Source organism: Leucobacter insecticola, assembly GCF_011382965.1.
Classification (GTDB): domain Bacteria; phylum Actinomycetota; class Actinomycetes; order Actinomycetales; family Microbacteriaceae; genus Leucobacter; species Leucobacter insecticola.
On sequence record NZ_CP049934.1, the window covers coordinates 2754686 to 2771689 of the forward strand.

The 17004-nt window shown below is 61.1% G+C and carries 23 protein-coding genes and 1 pseudogene; 9 read left to right on the forward strand and 15 right to left on the reverse strand.

The window, feature by feature from the left end; genetic code table 11:
- Positions 1-17 precede the first annotated feature (17 nt).
- On the reverse strand, positions 18-746 hold the full coding sequence (locus G7067_RS12905) for a GntR family transcriptional regulator (RefSeq protein WP_166325138.1): 729 nt from the start codon (positions 744-746) through the stop codon (positions 18-20).
- 156 nt (positions 747-902) lie between these two features.
- Here G7067_RS12905 and G7067_RS12910 point away from each other — a divergent pair, with 156 nt between their 5' ends.
- Both G7067_RS12910 and G7067_RS12915 read left to right on the forward strand, forming a co-directional pair.
- Positions 903-2291 (forward strand): amidase, encoded by a 1389-nt coding sequence (locus G7067_RS12910; RefSeq protein WP_166325141.1) that lies wholly within the window; start codon positions 903-905, stop codon positions 2289-2291.
- A gap of 46 nt (positions 2292-2337) precedes the next feature.
- The gene (locus tag G7067_RS12915; protein WP_166325144.1) at positions 2338-3024 is read left to right on the forward strand and encodes an HAD family hydrolase; all 687 of its coding nucleotides are present in this window, start codon (positions 2338-2340) and stop codon (positions 3022-3024) included.
- Between the two features lie 127 nt (positions 3025-3151).
- Here G7067_RS12915 and G7067_RS15300 read toward each other — a convergent pair whose 3' ends face one another.
- From G7067_RS15300 to G7067_RS15025, 5 genes are all read right to left on the reverse strand, one after another.
- Positions 3152-3433: a barstar family protein gene (locus G7067_RS15300; RefSeq protein ID WP_425280682.1), complete on the reverse strand. Its 282-nt coding sequence runs from the start codon at positions 3431-3433 to the stop codon at positions 3152-3154.
- A 21-nt stretch (positions 3434-3454) separates the two neighbouring features.
- Entirely contained in the window at positions 3455-4606 is a 1152-nt protein-coding gene (ispG, locus tag G7067_RS12920) for a flavodoxin-dependent (E)-4-hydroxy-3-methylbut-2-enyl-diphosphate synthase (protein ID WP_205881149.1), read from the reverse strand.
- Positions 4607-4671: 65 nt separating this feature from the next.
- Positions 4672-5436, reverse strand: a complete 765-nt coding sequence (locus G7067_RS12925) for a M15 family metallopeptidase (protein ID WP_244301122.1) — start codon at positions 5434-5436, stop codon at positions 4672-4674.
- Between the two features lie 13 nt (positions 5437-5449).
- On the reverse strand, positions 5450-5716 hold the full coding sequence (locus G7067_RS14735; protein WP_166325147.1) for a site-2 protease family protein: 267 nt from the start codon (positions 5714-5716) through the stop codon (positions 5450-5452).
- Positions 5692-6390: a PDZ domain-containing protein gene (locus G7067_RS15025; protein ID WP_341872840.1), complete on the reverse strand. Its 699-nt coding sequence runs from the start codon at positions 6388-6390 to the stop codon at positions 5692-5694. The genes G7067_RS14735 and G7067_RS15025 overlap by 25 nt, the downstream gene beginning before the upstream one ends.
- Before the next feature lie 42 nt (positions 6391-6432).
- Between G7067_RS15025 and G7067_RS15030 the strand changes: the two genes are divergently transcribed.
- A complete protein-coding gene (locus tag G7067_RS15030) occupies positions 6433-6570 on the forward strand; it encodes a hypothetical protein (RefSeq protein WP_244301371.1) in 138 nt (45 codons plus the stop codon).
- Positions 6571-6620: 50 nt separating this feature from the next.
- On the opposite strand, the pseudogene G7067_RS15035 reads toward G7067_RS15030, so the two are convergent.
- Positions 6621-6920: pseudogene (locus tag G7067_RS15035) on the reverse strand (site-2 protease family protein); the annotation flags it as partial.
- Between the two features lie 353 nt (positions 6921-7273).
- Between G7067_RS15035 and G7067_RS12945 the strand changes: the two are divergent.
- Entirely contained in the window at positions 7274-8005 is a 732-nt protein-coding gene (locus G7067_RS12945) for a response regulator transcription factor (protein ID WP_166325153.1), read from the forward strand.
- A gap of 3 nt (positions 8006-8008) precedes the next feature.
- Here the strand turns inward: G7067_RS12945 and dxr are convergent, their stop codons facing one another.
- The 4 genes from dxr to rsmI all read right to left on the reverse strand — a co-directional run bounded on the left by dxr (position 8009) and on the right by rsmI (position 11746).
- Complete coding sequence (gene dxr, locus G7067_RS12950) at positions 8009-9097, reverse strand: 1-deoxy-D-xylulose-5-phosphate reductoisomerase (protein ID WP_166325156.1); 1089 nt, start codon at positions 9095-9097, stop codon at positions 8009-8011.
- Between the two features lie 93 nt (positions 9098-9190).
- Positions 9191-10231, reverse strand: a complete 1041-nt coding sequence (locus G7067_RS12955; RefSeq protein WP_166325159.1) for an FKBP-type peptidyl-prolyl cis-trans isomerase — start codon at positions 10229-10231, stop codon at positions 9191-9193.
- A 148-nt stretch (positions 10232-10379) separates the two neighbouring features.
- Complete coding sequence (locus G7067_RS12960) at positions 10380-10922, reverse strand: hypothetical protein (RefSeq protein ID WP_244301123.1); 543 nt, start codon at positions 10920-10922, stop codon at positions 10380-10382.
- Positions 10919-11746: a 16S rRNA (cytidine(1402)-2'-O)-methyltransferase gene (gene rsmI, locus G7067_RS12965; RefSeq protein WP_166325162.1), complete on the reverse strand. Its 828-nt coding sequence runs from the start codon at positions 11744-11746 to the stop codon at positions 10919-10921. Before rsmI ends, G7067_RS12960 begins: the two co-directional genes overlap by 4 nt.
- A gap of 67 nt (positions 11747-11813) precedes the next feature.
- Between rsmI and G7067_RS12970 the strand changes: the two genes are divergently transcribed.
- A complete protein-coding gene (locus tag G7067_RS12970; protein ID WP_166325165.1) occupies positions 11814-12518 on the forward strand; it encodes a DsbA family protein in 705 nt (234 codons plus the stop codon).
- Positions 12416-12763: a DsbA family protein gene (locus tag G7067_RS12975; RefSeq protein ID WP_166325168.1), complete on the forward strand. Its 348-nt coding sequence runs from the start codon at positions 12416-12418 to the stop codon at positions 12761-12763. The genes G7067_RS12970 and G7067_RS12975 overlap by 103 nt, the downstream gene beginning before the upstream one ends.
- Before the next feature lie 28 nt (positions 12764-12791).
- Here the strand turns inward: G7067_RS12975 and G7067_RS15305 are convergent, their stop codons facing one another.
- Positions 12792-13184, reverse strand: a complete 393-nt coding sequence (locus G7067_RS15305) for a transposase (protein ID WP_425280683.1) — start codon at positions 13182-13184, stop codon at positions 12792-12794.
- Between the two features lie 12 nt (positions 13185-13196).
- Between G7067_RS15305 and G7067_RS12985 the strand changes: the two genes are divergently transcribed.
- Complete coding sequence (locus G7067_RS12985; protein WP_166325174.1) at positions 13197-13448, forward strand: hypothetical protein; 252 nt, start codon at positions 13197-13199, stop codon at positions 13446-13448.
- A 285-nt stretch (positions 13449-13733) separates the two neighbouring features.
- Here G7067_RS12985 and G7067_RS12990 read toward each other — a convergent pair whose 3' ends face one another.
- Entirely contained in the window at positions 13734-14210 is a 477-nt protein-coding gene (locus tag G7067_RS12990; protein WP_166325177.1) for a hypothetical protein, read from the reverse strand.
- 200 nt (positions 14211-14410) lie between these two features.
- Between G7067_RS12990 and G7067_RS12995 the strand changes: the two genes are divergently transcribed.
- Complete coding sequence (locus tag G7067_RS12995; RefSeq protein WP_166325180.1) at positions 14411-15637, forward strand: MFS transporter; 1227 nt, start codon at positions 14411-14413, stop codon at positions 15635-15637.
- Here G7067_RS12995 and G7067_RS14520 read toward each other — a convergent pair.
- Positions 15615-15809, reverse strand: a complete 195-nt coding sequence (locus tag G7067_RS14520; protein WP_244301124.1) for a hypothetical protein — start codon at positions 15807-15809, stop codon at positions 15615-15617. The genes G7067_RS12995 and G7067_RS14520 overlap by 23 nt on opposite strands.
- Positions 15803-16246: a trimeric intracellular cation channel family protein gene (locus G7067_RS13000; RefSeq protein ID WP_244301125.1), complete on the reverse strand. Its 444-nt coding sequence runs from the start codon at positions 16244-16246 to the stop codon at positions 15803-15805. Before G7067_RS13000 ends, G7067_RS14520 begins: the two co-directional genes overlap by 7 nt.
- A 94-nt stretch (positions 16247-16340) precedes the next feature.
- Between G7067_RS13000 and G7067_RS13005 the strand changes: the two genes are divergently transcribed.
- Entirely contained in the window at positions 16341-16997 is a 657-nt protein-coding gene (locus tag G7067_RS13005; protein WP_166325183.1) for a DNA alkylation repair protein, read from the forward strand.
- Positions 16998-17004: the final 7 nt, after the last annotated feature.

Here is a 17004-nt window from a genome sequence, read left to right on the forward strand (position 1 = left end):
GCACAGCCACACTAGGGCTACGGACTCGTCACTGTGAGTCGGGTAAGGTCAGCCCGAAACAAATCTCGGGAGAGTTCAATGGGTCGATTGTTCTGGTCCAGGGCGATGCGTTCGATGTCAAAAAGCGGAGCGCCCGGAGCAACCTTCAATAGATAGGCGGCTGAGGGTGTCGCCTCGCCCACTCCGATACGTTCTTGAGCAGTCACCACGGACACACCGTAGCCGTCAGCCATTAACTCGTAGATTGAGCTGAGGTCACGCGAGAGGAGATCGGGGAACACTGAGGCAGGGAGAGTCATCTCCTCCAGAGAAAGGGGCACCTCATTCGCAGATCGCAAGCGGCGAATAGTCACGACCCGCTGCCCGGGCGATAAGCCAAGCTGATCGCGCTCTCGCTTCTGGGCATCACGTTCCTCAGCCCGCAGGATTCGTGTACTCGGCGTGTACCCCTGGTCGACCAAGAGGGTCGGAACCCCAACAACTTCATTCAAAGACCGGGAGACAGTAAAGGGCGCCACTGGCGGGGAGACAATGTATGAGTCAACGTTCACGGTGCGAATGTAGGTTCCCCCATTGCGGCCTACACGCTGAACGACCTGGCCATTCTCAATCAGCGTCGCGAGTCCCTTTCGGACGCCACCCCGTGAAATGCCAAGCTGCGCCGCGAGCTCCCGTTCAGAGGGCAGCTTCAGCTCTCCCTGAAGCCGGAGGCCCTCTACCAAGTGCGCGAGCTGTTCGCCGATCATCACACCCGCTCCTTAAGGCCAAATTTCCAAACCATTTACCGATCACGTCGATCGCCCATTTGGGGTTTCGGCAAGTATACATTCACCGATACACTCCGTGTCCAGAGGCAATTTTCCAGGCGGCAGTCAGCCTTCACTGCAGAAGGGCACCCCAAAGTGACACACACAGACAGCTCAAAACACCCCTCGATCGCCGATTACTCAGCGCTTGAGTCCATCGAAACACGTATCGGTAGCGCAGCACTAACCCAAGCAGCAACGAACGCGTTCTCTCATCTCGATACGAGAAATGCCCTGCATGAAGCAGAGAAACTCAACGTTTCTAATAAGGTTCAAAATGACAAACCTTTATGGGGTGTGATTGCTTCCGTCAAGGATAGCTTTCATGTTCCTGCCATGCCTCGCTGGCACGGCAGTGCTGCGCACCCCGGCGCAGTCTCGACAACAGCGTCAGTCCCCGTGCAACGTTTGGTGGAAGCTGGCGCGATCATCCTTGGAAAGACAACGATGCCCGACTTCGGACTCCTGGCCTCTGGAGTAAGCTCTACTTTTGGAGTGACCCGAAACCCCTGGGACCTATCAGCTTCACCTGGCGGGTCAAGCTCCGGTGCAGGAGTAGCAGTAGCCACGGGAGCAACCCCCTTCGCACTCGGGACCGATATTGCTGGAAGTGTGAGACTTCCCGCCGCGCACTGCGGCATCACAGCGCTCAAGCCCACTCAGGGTGCGCTTGCCTATGCACCCGCCAGCACCTGGCGGTCGGCCGGTCCAATGGCGCGCACGGTGAGAGAAACACGCAAGCTATTCCAAGTCGTTGCCATCCCGGATCCGAGCGATCAGCTTTCACGCGAGATCCCCCGCTTGAACCAGGAAAGACCCCGCTCACTACGAGGGGTAAATATCGGTGTCATGGAGCATCCTGGCTACGGCCCCCGAGCCGATTCAACCACAGCTCAACTTTTTCGCAACGCCACCGACCTATTTGCGGATCAGGGAGCACACCTCACCGCGGTATTACCGAACCTACACGACACAGACTTTGAGGCACTCAACCGCTGCCTAATGGTCCGTTGCATTGCGGAGCTTGAGGGGTGTCCTGCCGAGCGTCGAGACTCGCTGCTCGAAGAGATTCGTATCTGGGCAGCACCTGGCCGAGATTTGAGCGCTGTCGATTACTTTCGGGATTTTGAGCACCTCTCCACAGTCTCAGCTCGCATCAGCGCACAATTCGCCAGCTACGATCTAATCGTCTCCCCCGTAATGGGAGTCCATCGTTTTCCAGCGACCGACTTCGGTCCCGATACCACAGCGCCCCTCCTTTATCACGCGAACTTCACAGCTTGGTTCAACCAGACAGGACAGCCCGCGCTTTCGCTACCAATGGGGCTTTCTTCAGAGGGTCACCCCGTAGGGCTGCAACTTGCTGGGCCTCACGGGAGCGATTTTGCGCTCCTTGAGTTTGCAGAAACTGTGGAGGAACTCCTGGCCCTCACACTTGAATATCCTGATGCGACAAAGCTGCAGCCGCAGCACTTTTCCTCTTAACCACCCCAACGAGAAGGACACCACTTTGCCCCTCACTGCCCCCAGCATGTCGGCCACACGGGAACTCATCAACCGGGCCGATGCGCTTCTGCTCGATTTCAACGGAACGCTTTCCGATGATGAGGACTTGCTCGCCGAAATTGTCTCCGAGATTGCAGAACATGAGCTCGGCATCACGATCTCTAAGGAACGCTACTTTACTGATTTTGCCGGATTCACAGAGGAACACATGTTTAGCATCCTCGCTGCTGAATCTGCAGGAGCACTTTCTAACCCAAGCTCTCTGCTCCACCTATTTAACGCGCATTATCTTGCACGAACGAAAGAGCAGAGCAGGATCGCCCCTGATGCGCGGGCCTTTGTTCACGCAGCCTGCGCTGCTGGAAAGCAGCTCGCAGTGGTCACCGCAGCAAGCCGAGACACGGTACTCCCGGCACTCCACCAGGCTGGACTCGCTGGCGCATTTACCGCCGTGATCGCATTTGAAGATGTCTCGGCTTCAAAACCAGAACCAGAGTGCTACATTCGCGCAGTGGCACAGCTCGGCCTGCCCACGGGAAAGGCTGTCGCATTTGAAGATTCACGCACTGGCATCGCAGCCGCAACGAGAGCTGGGCTTGCTACAGTCGCGGTGTTGGGAAGCCTCACGGAGTCGGAAGCAGTCGCACTCACAAAACACTCGATCGCACGCCTCACACCTGACTTAATCTCACGCGAACCAAGGGCCTTTTAAAGGAAATCCAGAATCTCATGGAGGAGCGCGAGTCCGACCACGTCAACTCAGCGAGCGGCTACTTCGCCTAGACCTCGCGTGTCCTCGACTCGCTCGGTGTGAGGATCTGCGCGGTTTCCTTTAGTCGTCACTCAAAACGTATCTCCGGGTCACCGTCTGAGGCTTCAGCAATCAGTTTCAGCTTGGCCAGAAACTCCCCATTCTGAATGGCGCTCATATGCGCACTACCGGTGAAACGCAGCGTGCGGTCCCCAGGCCAGCCTGGTCCGCCACCCAAGACGGCATCGCGGAACGCTTCTAGATTAGATCCGAAGTGTTCTGCACCCTCTGGGCGAACCATTCGCAGGTAAAGTCGCCAGAAATCTGCCTGCGACCGCACCTCACTGCAGTCCACTACCAATGACTCCATGAGAACCAGCAGTCACAGCAGCTACGGCGTATACACGTCGGGCGTGCCTGATCCGGCAGACGCCGGCATCTCGGAGGCGATCCGGTTAGCCTCTTCGATCAGCGTCGCGACGATCTCGCTCTCGGGCACGGTCTTGATGACCTCACCCTTCACAAAGATCTGGCCTTTGCCGTTGCCTGACGCGACCCCAAGATCGGCCTCGCGCGCCTCGCCAGGGCCGTTCACCACGCAACCCATCACGGCGACACGGAGCGGCACGCTCATGCCTTCGAGCCCTTTGGTGACCTCTTCTGCGAGCGTGTAAACGTCCACCTGCGCGCGCCCGCACGACGGGCACGACACGATCTCAAGCTTGCGCTCGCGGAGGTTCAGCGACTGCAGGATCTGCAGGCCAACCTTCACCTCTTCAACGGGCGGAGCCGAAAGGGAGACGCGGATCGTGTCACCAATGCCCTCGGAGAGCAGGATCCCGAACGCCGTTGCGCTCTTAATGGTTCCCTGGAACGCGGGGCCGGCCTCGGTTACACCGAGGTGCAGTGGCCAGTCTCCGCGCTCAGCAAGCAGGCGATACGCCTTCACCATGACCACCGGGTCATTGTGCTTCACAGAAATCTTGAAGTCGTGGAAGTCGTGCTCCTCGAAAAGGGAGGCTTCCCACACCGCGCTCTCAACAAGCGCCTCCGGTGTCGCCTTGCCGTACTTTTGCAGCAGTCGAGGGTCAAGGGAGCCCGCGTTGACGCCGATCCGAATCGATGTACCGGCTGCTTTCGCTCGCTTCGCGATTTCCGCAATTTGATCGTCAAACTTGCGAATATTTCCGGGGTTCACACGCACCGCCGCGCATCCGGCGTCGATCGCCGCAAACACATAGGCGGGTTGGAAGTGAATATCTGCGATCACCGGGATCTGGCTCTTCATCGCGATGATGGGGAGCGCCTCGGCGTCGTCTCGCGAGGGACAGGCAACACGCACGATGTCGCAGCCCGCCGCGGTGAGTTCCGCGATCTGCTGCAGCGTCGCATTGATATCCGTCGTCGGCGTCGTGGTCATCGACTGCACGGACACCGGTGCATTACCGCCGACCATAACTGAACCGACCTTGATCTCACGCGACTTGCGCCGAGGCGCGAGGACTTCTGGGATCTTCGGCATTCCTAAATTGACTGCTGCCACGAAAGCAAGTCTAGCGGTGCCTGCGGGAGGTGCGCTGAGTGTGCAGCATTCCGGGGCACGCCTCGCTACTGCGCGTAGTCGGGAGCGGGTGGCAGCCCGAAAAACTCCTCGAGCGTCACCACACCGGTATCGCGCATCTCGATCGCCAGCTCGGGGCCGACGTAGCGGAAGTGCCAGGGCTCAGGGATGAAGCCGGTGACGCCCTCCTTGCCCGGCGGGTACCGAACGATAAACCCAAACTCCGCGGCGTGCTCGGCAAGCCACACGCCCGCACCGGTCGCGCCGAAGCACTCTGAGAGGGCGCAGCCACTGCCGTCGTCGAGGTCGACAACGAGCCCGGTCTGATGCTCCGAGTGCCCTGGACGCGCCGAATAGCTGTCAGCGGCAGCCTGCCCGTCGCGGGCAATGTAGCTCGTGTAGAGAGACTGCTGCAGTTCGTAGCCGCGATACGCGCTAATGATCCCGGCGGGCACACCGGCCTCGGCTGCAGCCGCAAGCATCGCCTCGACGGCGCGCGCTGCGGGCTCCCGCAGCGGTTGGCCGTTCTGGTTGCCCACGCCCTCAGGCATCACTAAGTCGTTCGGCTCAAACTCGATCGGGTTCAGGGGGCGCAGCTTGTTACTGACCACCCAGATCGACATCGGATCGTCGAGCGAGTGCGCTGCTTTATCGAAGCTGGGCTCGGGCGGTGGCGTGGGGCTTGGTGTCGGAGTGAGAGTTGGCCCGGGATCCGGAGCCTGCGTGACCGGCGGCGCCTTCACCGGCTCAGGGGCGCACCCAGACACCCCAGCCATGACACCTACGAGGAGCGCCGTCGTAAGCGCGAACACGCGCGCTGAAACCTTAACCAAAGAACGCCACCGGTTTCACGAGGTCCGCGTAGATCAGGAGCAAGCTCATAGCGCCGAGGGCGATAACCACTACAAAGGTCACTGGCACCATCTTGGCAGTGTCGATGGGGCCGGGATCGGGCTTCCGCCTGATCCGGGCGATCCCACGCTTCGCGCCCTCATACAGGGCGCCGGCAATGTGACCGCCGTCGAGCGGCATGAGAGGTACGAGGTTAAACACGAACAGCGCAACGTTCAGCGAGCCAAGCAAACTAAACATCGCACTCGCCCTCGCGGCAACGGGGCGTCTTCGATGCTCACGATCTCGCCCGCGATCCGGCCAACGCCAACCACACTGATCGGCCCGTTCGGATCCCGAGCCTCTGAGCCAAAGGCCGCGTTCCAGATGTCGACCATTCGCTGGGGCAGCCGCACAATCACGCCGGCAACGTTCTGGATGTTCTCCCCGACAAATCCGGGCACCGCGGTGATCGGCTGCTGCACCACCTCAGAGGCGGGCGTCGCGCCGATCATGCCGACCGTTTCATACACCGGATCGCCGTTCGCGTCGGTCACCGCTTTTCCCGCGGCATCAACCTTCAGGCGCTCGTTGGCGACCGGCGTCAGCTGCACCGTCTGCTCCGCGCCATCGCGCTCGATCAACACCCGCAAGTCCTTGCCCGGCGACTCACTCACGAGCGTGCGGAACTGTTCCCACTCGTCTACGGGAGCACCGTCAACCTCGATCAGACGGTCGCCTGGCCGCAATCCCGCGGCGGCGGCGGGGGCTGCAGGATCACCCGCCGCACAATCTTTCGCCCCGCTCGAAGCCGGTACAAGACACACGCTGAGCTGCCCGAGTGTGGTGCTCGACTGCGGCACCCCAAATCCCACGAGAACGATGCCGAAGAACACGAACGCGAGAAGCAGGTTCATGAACGGGCCACCGAACATGATCACAATCTTCTTCCACACGGGAAGCCGGTAGAAAGTGCGATGATCCTCACCCTGCGTGATGGTTTCGGCGCTCGCGGCCCGTGCCTCATCAACGAGGCCCGCGATCCCGCGGCGCTCCTCGGAGACCTCAACATCACCGATGCGCTCGATCTCCGCAATAATCTCGGGGGCTCGTGAGCATCCTGAACGTCGACACCAAAGCCCGTACGCGCCTTTGGTGCACCCTCCTGCACAACGGAGTTCAGAAACCCGGTGGTCGATGCCCGCGGCACCTCCCCCGGTTTCTGCGGCGGATACATACCCGTCATCGCGACATACCCACCAAGCGGAAGCGCCTTCACGCCGTACTCGGTTTCGCCCCTGCGCCAGGAGAACAGCGTCTTGCCGAAACCAATCATGTACTGGGTAACTTTCACCCCGAAGAGCTTCGCGGGGAGAAGATGCCCGATCTCGTGCAGGGCGATCGAAACACCGAGACCGATCACTATAATCAGAATCCCGAAGACGTAGAGCAACACCTCAATCACAGACCCAGGGTAGTCCCTTCGTCTGTTCAGCGCCTGGGCTTCGAATAAGCTTTGGGGGTGTACCAGCGACGTCCTACATGGCGCTTCGGCGATGCGGAGCGAAAGCAAGGGCACTGTACCGACAAAGTTTAAGCTTGATGTTAGCAATGTCAACAATTGCGGAAAATCACAGACGTTTGTCAGCTAAAAAATGCTCTTTGTCGGAAATTCAAGTAGTCTTTCATTGAACAAATTCCGCGATCGGGGGGGTCGCGAGGGGAAGCAGCAGTGAAATCGGGGGGTCGATTAACAATTCACGCTGGAACACATCAGCGCTGGCGAACGACCCCAATTTTATGGATCGGATAGTTGAAATGGCAGTACGGAACCCGCAACAATCAGGCGGCGAAAAAATTCGCGCGCTCGTCGTAGACAATGATCCGAGAGTTGCTCAACTCATCGCAATGACGTTGCGATATGAGGGCTGGGATGTCGAAACGGCTGGGACCGGAGCAGAGGCCCTCGAAAAGATTCGCGCGCACGCCCCCGATGTCTCGGTGTTCGACACCGGCCTCCCTGACCTTGACGGAATGGAGTTCCTTTCCACCGTGCGCGCCGCTGGCGACATGTTTCCGGTGCTGTTTCTTAGCTCTCCCGAATCGGAGGAAGAGCGCCTGAACGGTCTTACCTCAGGCGGAGACGATGCCATGGTCAAGCCCTTCGCCCCGGAAGAGCTTGTTGCGCGCCTGCGTGGGCTCGTGCGCCGCGCACAGGTTTCGAAGGCTTCGCACCCAGGATTGCACGATCCCGTGTTGCGAGTTGGTGACCTCACGCTGAACGAAGACAGTTACGAGGTTGAGCGTTCCGGTCGACCCATTCCAGTCACAAACACAGAGTTCGAGCTGCTTCGCTACCTCATGCGCAACCCGGGACGCGTCCTCTCCAAGACACAGGTCCTCGACCGCGTATGGGCGTACGACTTCACGGGCAAGTCGACGGTGGTTGAACTCTATGTGTCATACCTGCGGAAGAAGATCGACAGCGACTTCGACCCGATGCTGCATACCGTGCGTGGCGCGGGATACATCCTGAAGCCTGTCTCCTGACAGTTACCTTGCACGCTGGAGGATCACGCGCTGCGCTTCGGCCCGGGCCCAGCGCTCGGCATCGAGCAACGAAGCAAGCGTGAGATCCTCCGGGGCCGTGTGCCGCTCAAGCACCTCTTCGACGATGCTCACGATGTCAAGGAAACCAATGCGCTGTTCGTGGAACGCATCAACGGCTTCTTCGTTTGATGCGTTGTACACCGCGGGGAACGTCTTGCGGGCTCGGCCAACCGCCTTCGCGAGCTGCACCGCAGGGAACACCGTGTCGTCAAGCGGCAAAAACTCCCAGCTCGTCGCGGTCGACCAGTCAAGCGGCATGGCGGACCCCTCGACCCGGTGTGGCCAGTTCAGGCCGAGCGCGATGGGGAGGCGCATATCGGGCGGCGAGGCCTGAGCGATCGTGGATCCGTCCACGAACTCGACCATCGAGTGCACAATCGACTGTGGGTGCACCACCACATCGATATCACTGTAGGACACGCCAAAGAGCAGGTGTGCCTCGATGACCTCGAGACCCTTATTGATGAGTGTCGAGGAGTTCGTGGTGACCACTCGCCCCATATCCCACGTGGGATGGTTCAGCGCTTCCGCCGGCGTGACATCTCGCAACGACTCGCGGCTGCGTCCCCGAAAGGGACCGCCAGACGCCGTAAGCACCAAGCGGCGCACCTCGTCACGGCCGCCCGCACGAAGCGCCTGAGCAATCGCCGAGTGCTCGGAATCAACTGGCACGATTTGGCCGGGACCAGCGAGATCCGTCACCAAATCTCCACCGACGATAAGTGACTCCTTGTTGGCAAGCGCAAGGGTACGCCCGGCTTTCAGCGCCGCAATCGTCGGCCCGAGCCCAATCGATCCGGTGATCCCGTTCAACACCACATCAGCGGGCACGTCGCGCACGATCGTTTCCGCATCCGTCGCCCCGAGCCCCGTGTGCTCCACGTTAAATTCGTCAGCCTGCTGCTGCACCCGATCCGCGTTGCTGCCCGCGACAAGCCCCACCACCTGAAACTTGGAGGAATTCTTGCGGATCACGTCGAGCGCCTGCTCACCAATTGATCCAGTGGACCCCAGAATCACGACTCGTTTCATGCTCACCATTCTGCCAGGGATGGTGCACGGTAGCCGCAAAAGACAGAAAGCGCCCGAGAGCATTCACTCCCGGGCGCTTCTGCTGCACACACCCTACTTGTTGGCGTGCACCACTCCTACAATGTCGAGCACAAACACGAGTGTGTCGTCATTGGTGACGTCAAAGTCGGGGTTGCTCGCTTTGAGTTTGGCTTCTGTCTGGTCGCCGTAGCCTGCCGCCGGAGGAACGATCGAGATGACCTGCGAACCGACTTTCTGCCCCTCAATTGCTTTGGTGAAACCTTCGATGACCTCGTTCGTCAGGAAAGGTACGGGGGCGCCGCGGCTCCAGCTCGAATCAAACTCTTCCCCGGTGCGCCAGATCACGCCTCGGTAGTTGACGTAGACACGGTCGCCAGGCTCAACGGTCTCTCCCTTGCCTTCGATGAGCGTGGCGATCTCTAGATCCTTCGGAGCGTCGGTGTCCTTTGGCATCGTAATCGTTGGCTCACCGTTTTCAGCAAGCTTCACGGTCGGGAAGCCCTTGGGTGCGTCCTTTGCCTTGCCCTCGGCCTTAGCCAGCAGATCGCCCGGTTCGAGCGTGCCGGGCGCTTCAGAAGCCGCGGGGTTCGTTCCCTTGCCCACCTTGCCGAAATCCATCACGATCACGACAGAATCATCGTTGGTGATGTCAGACAACCCCAAGGCCGAAGGTTCCTGCCCCTGCGTAACGTCCTTCAAAGGGGCGACGAGAGCAACGCGCTGATCAGGGATTGCGCAACGAACGGCGTCATAGGCCCAGCTTGGCATCTGATCTTTCACCAGATCAACCGGAGTCGCGGGAGACTGCTGCATCAGCGTGCCATCGACGCCGCTGAAGATTGCGAACGACGTCTCGATAGACTCACCTTCCTTGGGCATGTCACCCTTTCCCTCGGTGAGGACCGTGCGCTGAGCTTTGTCGGTCGAAATTGGAGTCTTCGTGGTGAGTTCCATCTCCTCACCAACTTTGCCCTCAACTTTGATTGAGTTACTCACCGAGCCTGAAGCAAGGCAGGCTTCACCGCTCGCGTCTGAGTTACCTCCTGCGGAGCAAGCGGTCATGAGCAGAGTTGCCGTGAGGGCAATGGGAACGAGGGCGTGCGAACGCTTCACAGGGAGTCCTATCTTCAGGGGTGTGGCCGTCCGCAGAGAGCACCCGCAGCGCGAGCGCCCACGACAGAGCCGGCGCAGTTACTTCCAAGTGTGCTGCATCGACCGCGTTGTTTTCTGTGCGGTCGCTGGACATTAGTTCGGAGGCGCACTAGCGAAGCGTGCGCGGAGGCAGGTTGCGTGGGTGCAGTATCGCTCGGGCAGCAGTCACGGCGAGCAGCACCAACAGCACCATTGTGACAAGATCGCAAGCGATATAGAGGTAGTGCCAGGGCGACTGGCCGGGATCCGCCCCCGCGATCACCAGGTCCGTTCGGGCGTTTAGTGGCGGTCGCACCCCGGCCACCTTCGCGGCGAACACGAGGATCAGCCCAAACCACACAAGCAGTCTGCGCCCCTCGATCCGGGCGCTGATGGGCCAGAACGAGAGCAGCGTGATGGCCAACAGGATCGCGGCCTCAGCGATGTTGAGTACCGCAAACACCAATCGCCCAATACCAAGCCCGAGCGGGATCGTGATCCCGGGTGCCTGAAATTTGAGTGGCGCTTCGATAAATGAGATCGCGGCAATCATCCCAAACCACAGCACGGGGAGGGCCAACCGCCACAGCTCGATCTTGATCCGGGTCCGTTCGATCGCAGCGGGGTCGATGCCCTGGGCTGCCGAGCTTCGGGAAGCCTCGCGGTTGCTCATGCGTGATCCTCTCTTGCGGCGAGCGCCGCCGAATATAGCTCCCTGGACGCCAGCCCCGTCGCTTCGGCTACGGCTCGGGTTGCATCCTTGAGCCGCTCGCCATCTGCTACTCGCTGCTGCACTTCCGCGAGCGCTGCCTCAGGCGAAGTGGCGTGTTCGGCCGCCCCGCCCACCACAAGCACGATCTCTCCGCGCACACCTTCGGCGGCCCACTCCGCGAGCTCACTGAGCGTGCCCCGGCGGACTTCTTCGTGCAGTTTGGTCAGTTCGCGGCAGACCGCGGCGGGCCGGTCCTTTCCGAAAGCGGACGCGAGATCATTGAGGCTCGCAGCAAGACGCGCGGGGGACTCGAAGAAGACAAGGGTACGTCGCTCAGCGGCGAGCTGAGCGAGCGCGCGCGATCGTTCACCGTGTTTGCGCGGCAGAAATCCCTCGAAGACGAAGCGATCGGTGGGGAGACCTGCGACGGCGAGCGCCGTGATGACCGCGCTCGGCCCTGGGATCACGGAGACCGCCACCCCACGCTCGGCCGCGAGTTGCACCACCCGAAAACCAGGATCAGAGACCGTCGGCATACCGGCGTCACTCACCAGCACAATGTCCTCCGTGGTTGCCCGTTCCACGAGGGCAGCTGCACGCTCATGCTCGTTGTGGTCGTGCAGGGCCACAAGCTCCGGCCGGTTCTCGATGCCGAGCAGGCGCAGCAGTTGCGCCGTGTGTCGGGTGTCTTCGGCCGCGATCACGCGCGCCTCTTCGAGAGTTTCTCGAAGCCGGAGGGATGCGTCCCCAAGATTTCCGATGGGGGTGGCGGCGAGAAGGATCATTCCTTAATGGTAGAGCTTTAATACAAACAACTCTGCGGTCAGGATCCGGGCTGCCAGAATAGAAGACATGAGCGCGCCACAGACTCCCCAGACTCCCGGCCCACCTCCACACCCCTACGCGTCTTCGGGCGGCAACCCCGGATCTGGCCGGCGCCGCGGCCTCATATTCGGGGCCATCGGTGTGGCGGTCGTCCTGATCGTTGCCACCATTGTGTTCGTTGTGCTGAGCAACTCGAACAATCCCAACAATGGCGGCGACAAGAACGACAGCAGCAACAGCAGCGATAGCGCTGAAGTTGCCAAACCGGTTCCCACCACGCCCGCAAACGTCACTCGCTGGCCAGCGAACATGGCAACGGGAAGCATTGCTTTTACCGGAGACGACGGAAAAGTCACTGTCGTCAAGTCCGAAGCACTGCCCGAGGGTGCCCAGCCTCTTGTTTCAAATCTCGCGCCCACCGCTGATGGCGCTGAACCCAACAGGATCCAGCTCTACGTTGACTACCGCTGCCCCTACTGCTCCCTGTTCGAAGCCGCGAACGTCGATTCCTTTGAAGCGGTCCTCGCGTCAGGCGATACCGTGCTCGAGTTGCACCCCCTGGCGTTCCTCGACAAGTTTTCTGCTGGCACCTACTATTCTTCCCGCGCCTCGGGGCGATGGCGTGTGTCGTGGATACGCAGCCGGAATACGCCTGGGACGCCCACAAGACGCTGCTCGATCCGGATTTCCAGCCGGAAGAAGGCACGGGTGCATACACCAATGAAGAACTGATCGCTGCGCTGCCGGGGCTGAACGATGCAACACGATCCTGCATCACGGAAGAGCGCTACCAGCCGTTCGCGCTCGAGCTCACGAAGTGGGTGTTCGCGAACCCTGTGCCGTTCGCGAAGGATCCGAAGCTTGCTGTTGAGGGAACCCCCATGGCTGTGGTGAACGGTGTGCCTTATGCCGGAGACCTCGCTGACGGCGCGGCGTTTCGCGCATTCTTGAAGGCGCAGGGCATCGCGCTGCAGTAGCATCCGAGACCCTCCGGGGAATTTAACGTCAGATGACTCTCCCCCATGCTCGTGAGGGCCTCGCCCCGGCGTACCGCAACGATTCAGCCACGTTGGTCGCGCCACCCAACCGGTGAGACCCGATCGCCGCGTTCCGCAATGACGCCATGACTTTGGGTGAACTCCCGGTACAGATACGAGATTTGTCCTCGGCGAAGGTCACATCTCGTACCCAATGGAGCCGGTTCTCGATATGCCAGTGTTTACGAACCCACCCGGCAATCCATGCTGCTCTCGCGAGTCGTTTCGGTACGTTGGTGACCACGTACACAATCTCACTCTTCGCGTCTTTGCCTTCCCTCGCCTCAGTGGAACGCATAATTTGGAGCGCGTAAGTGGCGTACGGAAAATCTACCTGTTTGGGGATCGGCAATATTTTCACGCTCCGGGTGACGTGTCGGCTCCTGACCCGCGCATCGCTTTCCCGTCGACGGTGATGCAGCGCCGAGTAGCGCTGGCCCCCAAGAACAGCGCCATCGTCCTGCGAGACGAGTTGAACCAACCAGTGCAAGCTGCCAGCACTTGGAACGAGATCATCTCCCGATTCAACGGGCATCCCGACGCGGAGCTCAGCCGCCTGGTCGCGGAGGCAAAACAGAACGCTCCTGGACCGGCACGGCGAGGGCTATTTCAGCGCCGTGGGTGACCTTTTCTGCACCAATTCGCGATGTCCGGGGCCCGCTGAGAACGAAACGGCCTTGAGCGCCGGCGATACGACCGCTTCGGTCTCGTCCCACGCAGACGAGCACGTTGGTCTGACCTGACTCGCGCCAGGGCTGGGGATCGCGCTCGGTGATAAGGGCTACCTGCCTCAGGTTTCGCTCAGCGGAGGGCATCGGTACCCTTCACGCTGCACCGATTAAGGCCACTTGGTGCCAGCGATGCTCACTTTGTGTCACTGATGAACAGTGAGAACGGGGGCGCCAATCCATTATTCACGCGTCAACTGATTCCGTTTCAGGCGACTCAGGATCGCCGCGGGCTGATCAAGCAGGCTTCTGTATTTGGGAGCTTCAACCAGCGTGACAATCAGTCGTTCGATGGCGCGCGCGTGGCGTCGCCTATAGCCAACGGCGTGGTGCGGGGCCAGGTCAAGCCGTGTCTCTACACCATCCATGATCAACGTGATTGATAGTGGCTTCACATCAGGCACCTCCGCGGTGGCGGCAAACACTGCAAACGCAAGTGGAATGATCACATCACCGATCACGGGGGTCGGCCACAGGGTGTCGGGCACTTCGGCGTCGACACTGTCGATGTTTCCCCAAGAGTAGACCGTTTCTTCACCGGCTTGTGAGCGGCTCAGGATCCCGGCTACCGCAAATACCACGTGTGCTCCACCCGTATCACCGAGCGCGATCCCCAGCCCTGGAACGACCGTAAGCCCACCGAAACGTTCGCTAGACACGCTTGCGCAATTCGGTGCTCGTCGACCGGAGGGTGGGGTGCGCACTCATGGCGATAAACTAATCATCCAATCTAGGAATCCACTGAGCGCGGCGCACAAACCTGTCGTGACTTTCCACAGCTTAAACCGGCGTCAGCCTTCTGCCCACACTCACCCAACTCGGAGAGCAGTGCGCCACGCGCTGCTACGCTTGAGGCCCCATGCCTCACAGCCCTGATCCTGCCCCCGTCACGCTGCTTTCGCGCACCGGGATTGCGTACTTCCCGCTCGCGTTTGTGTCGCGACTGCCCTTCGCCATGATGGTGATCGGTGTGCTGACGCTCGTCGTGTCCGCCCGCGGATCGGTGGAGCTTGGCGGGCTGAGTTCGGCGCTGGTGGGGATCGGGGCCGCGACGATCGGTCCGCTCATCGGCGCGGCCGCGGACCGGTTTGGGCAACGACCCACACTGCTGATCGCGGCGGCAGCGAACAGCATCGCGCTCGGTGCGCTCGCGTGGGCCGCATACAGTTCACTGCCGAGCTGGGCGATGCTCGCCATCGCGTTCGCGACCGGGGCATCGGGGCCACAAACCTCCCCCATGTCGCGCACCCGCCTCGTCTCGATCATTCAGACCGCGCTTCCCGCCGAGCGCCGGCCACGCACCATTTCGACCGTGCTGGCGTATGAATCGGCAGCCGACGAGATGGTGTTTGTGTTCGGACCCGTGGTGGTCGGGCTGCTCGCGACCAGCGTGGGTGCCTGGGCGCCAGTCGCGGGAGCCGCCGCACTCACCCTCCTGTTTGTGACGGCGTTCGCGCTGCACCATACCAGCGCGCCCGCTCGCTCCGCCGCCGAACGCGCCGCCACCCTCTCCCCCGCGTCCGAGCTTGTGCGCCCGTCCCTCCTCGTTGTCGTGTTCGGGATCTTCTCGGTGGGCTTGGTGTTCGGTTCCACGCTGACCTCGTTGACGGCGTTCATGCAGGAACGCGGCGCGGCGGAATCCGCCGGACTCATCTACGGTGCGATGGGCGTCGGATCCGCGATCCTTGCCCTGAGCGTCGCGTTCTTTTCACCCAAGTTCACGCTCCGTCACCGCTGGCTCAGCTTTGCCGTGTGTATTGTCGGGGGCTCGGCGCTGTTCTCCGCGGCCGACAGCATCGCCACGGTGATCCTGAGCCTAATGCTGACAGGGGTCGGGATCGGCCCGCTGCTTGTCACCCTGTACAGTTTTGGTGCGGCACGGAGCCCGAACGGGCGTTCCGCCACGGTCATGACGATGCTCGGATCCGGGATCATGCTCGGGCAGTCGCTCGCCGCCGCGGTCACCGGCAGTGTCGCCGAGAATCTCGGGACGTCGCAGGCCCTGATACTGCCGCTCGCGGCGTCGCTCATGATCGTGCTCGCGGGCAGCATCAACTGGGTACTTACGCCGTCTGGCCGCCGATAATGCGCGGCTTCGGGAGATGCCAGCCGAGCTTCCGTGACGCGAGACGCAGGGTGATCGCGAGTGTGCCGCCGATCAGCGAAGCTGTCGTGGTGTCTCCCCAAAGCGCCAGCACCGCAACGGCACTGCCCGCGCCCAGTATCGCCGACACCGCGTAGAGTTCGCGTGTCAGCACCCCGGCACCGTGTTCACGAGGACGTCACGAATCACGCCGCCACCAATCGCGGTGATCACGCCGACAAGGATCGACGTCATGGTGCTCTGGCCGGAGACGTAGGCGAGTGCCGCGCCGTTGGCGGAGAACAGGCCGAGGCCGAAGGCATCAAACACAACCTCGAAGTAGCGGATCCTCGTCACACTCGGGTGCAGGAAGAACACGATCAGCGAACCCACGATCGCGACGGTGAGATTCTGCCAGTGCAGAAACGACAGTGGCGGATGCACCCCGATCAACATGTCGCGCAGGATCCCGCCACCCACCCCTGTGGAGGCGCCAACCACCACCACGCCGAGGATGTCGAGCTGCCGCCTCACCCCCACAAGCGCCCCGGAAATCGCGAAAGCCAGAATCCCGGCGAGCTGAAGAACCTCGTACACAATGTCTGCTGTCACGGCCACGAGTGTATCTGGTTCGGCGCCGTGAAATCGTGGGCCCGGGATATGGTGGTGCAGGTAGGAACCATCACGGCAGAGGAGAACATCGGCGATGGATGTCGCGACAATGCTGACAGAGTTTCACGCACACGCTGATGCCGAGAAGGCTGCGGGAATGCGCGCGTATATGCGCGACCAGTTCGAGTTTCTGGGGGTGCCGACCCCGCTTCGTCGGCGGCTTTCACAACCGGCTCTGGCAGCAGCACGGACTGCGGCATCTGTGGACTGGGATTTTGTGCAGGCGTGCTGGGACTCGCCCTATCGAGAGTTTCAATACGTCGCGGTCGGGTATCTGACGGCGGTGCAGCGACTTCTTCGCCCTGGCGATATGGACCGCATCAAGGTGCTGGCGCAGACCAAATCCTGGTGGGACACCATTGACGGTCTCGACAGGGTGGTCGGTGACCTGGCGCTGGCATTTCCGGAGGTCAATGCGGTGCTCCTGGGGTGGAGCAGCCACGACGACATCTGGTTGCGTCGCATCGCGATTGACCATCAGCTGGGCCGCAAAAGGAAAACCGACCGCGCGCTCTTGGAACGGATCATCCTGAATAATCTCGGGCACACCGAGTTTTTCATTAACAAGGCCATCGGTTGGGCGTTACGCGACTATTCGAAGACGGATCCCGAGTGGGTTCGCGGTTTTATCGGTCGGCACCGAAGTGAGCTGGCGCCGCTGTCGGTGCGCGAGGGGTCAAAGTACCTCTAGTGTCCTG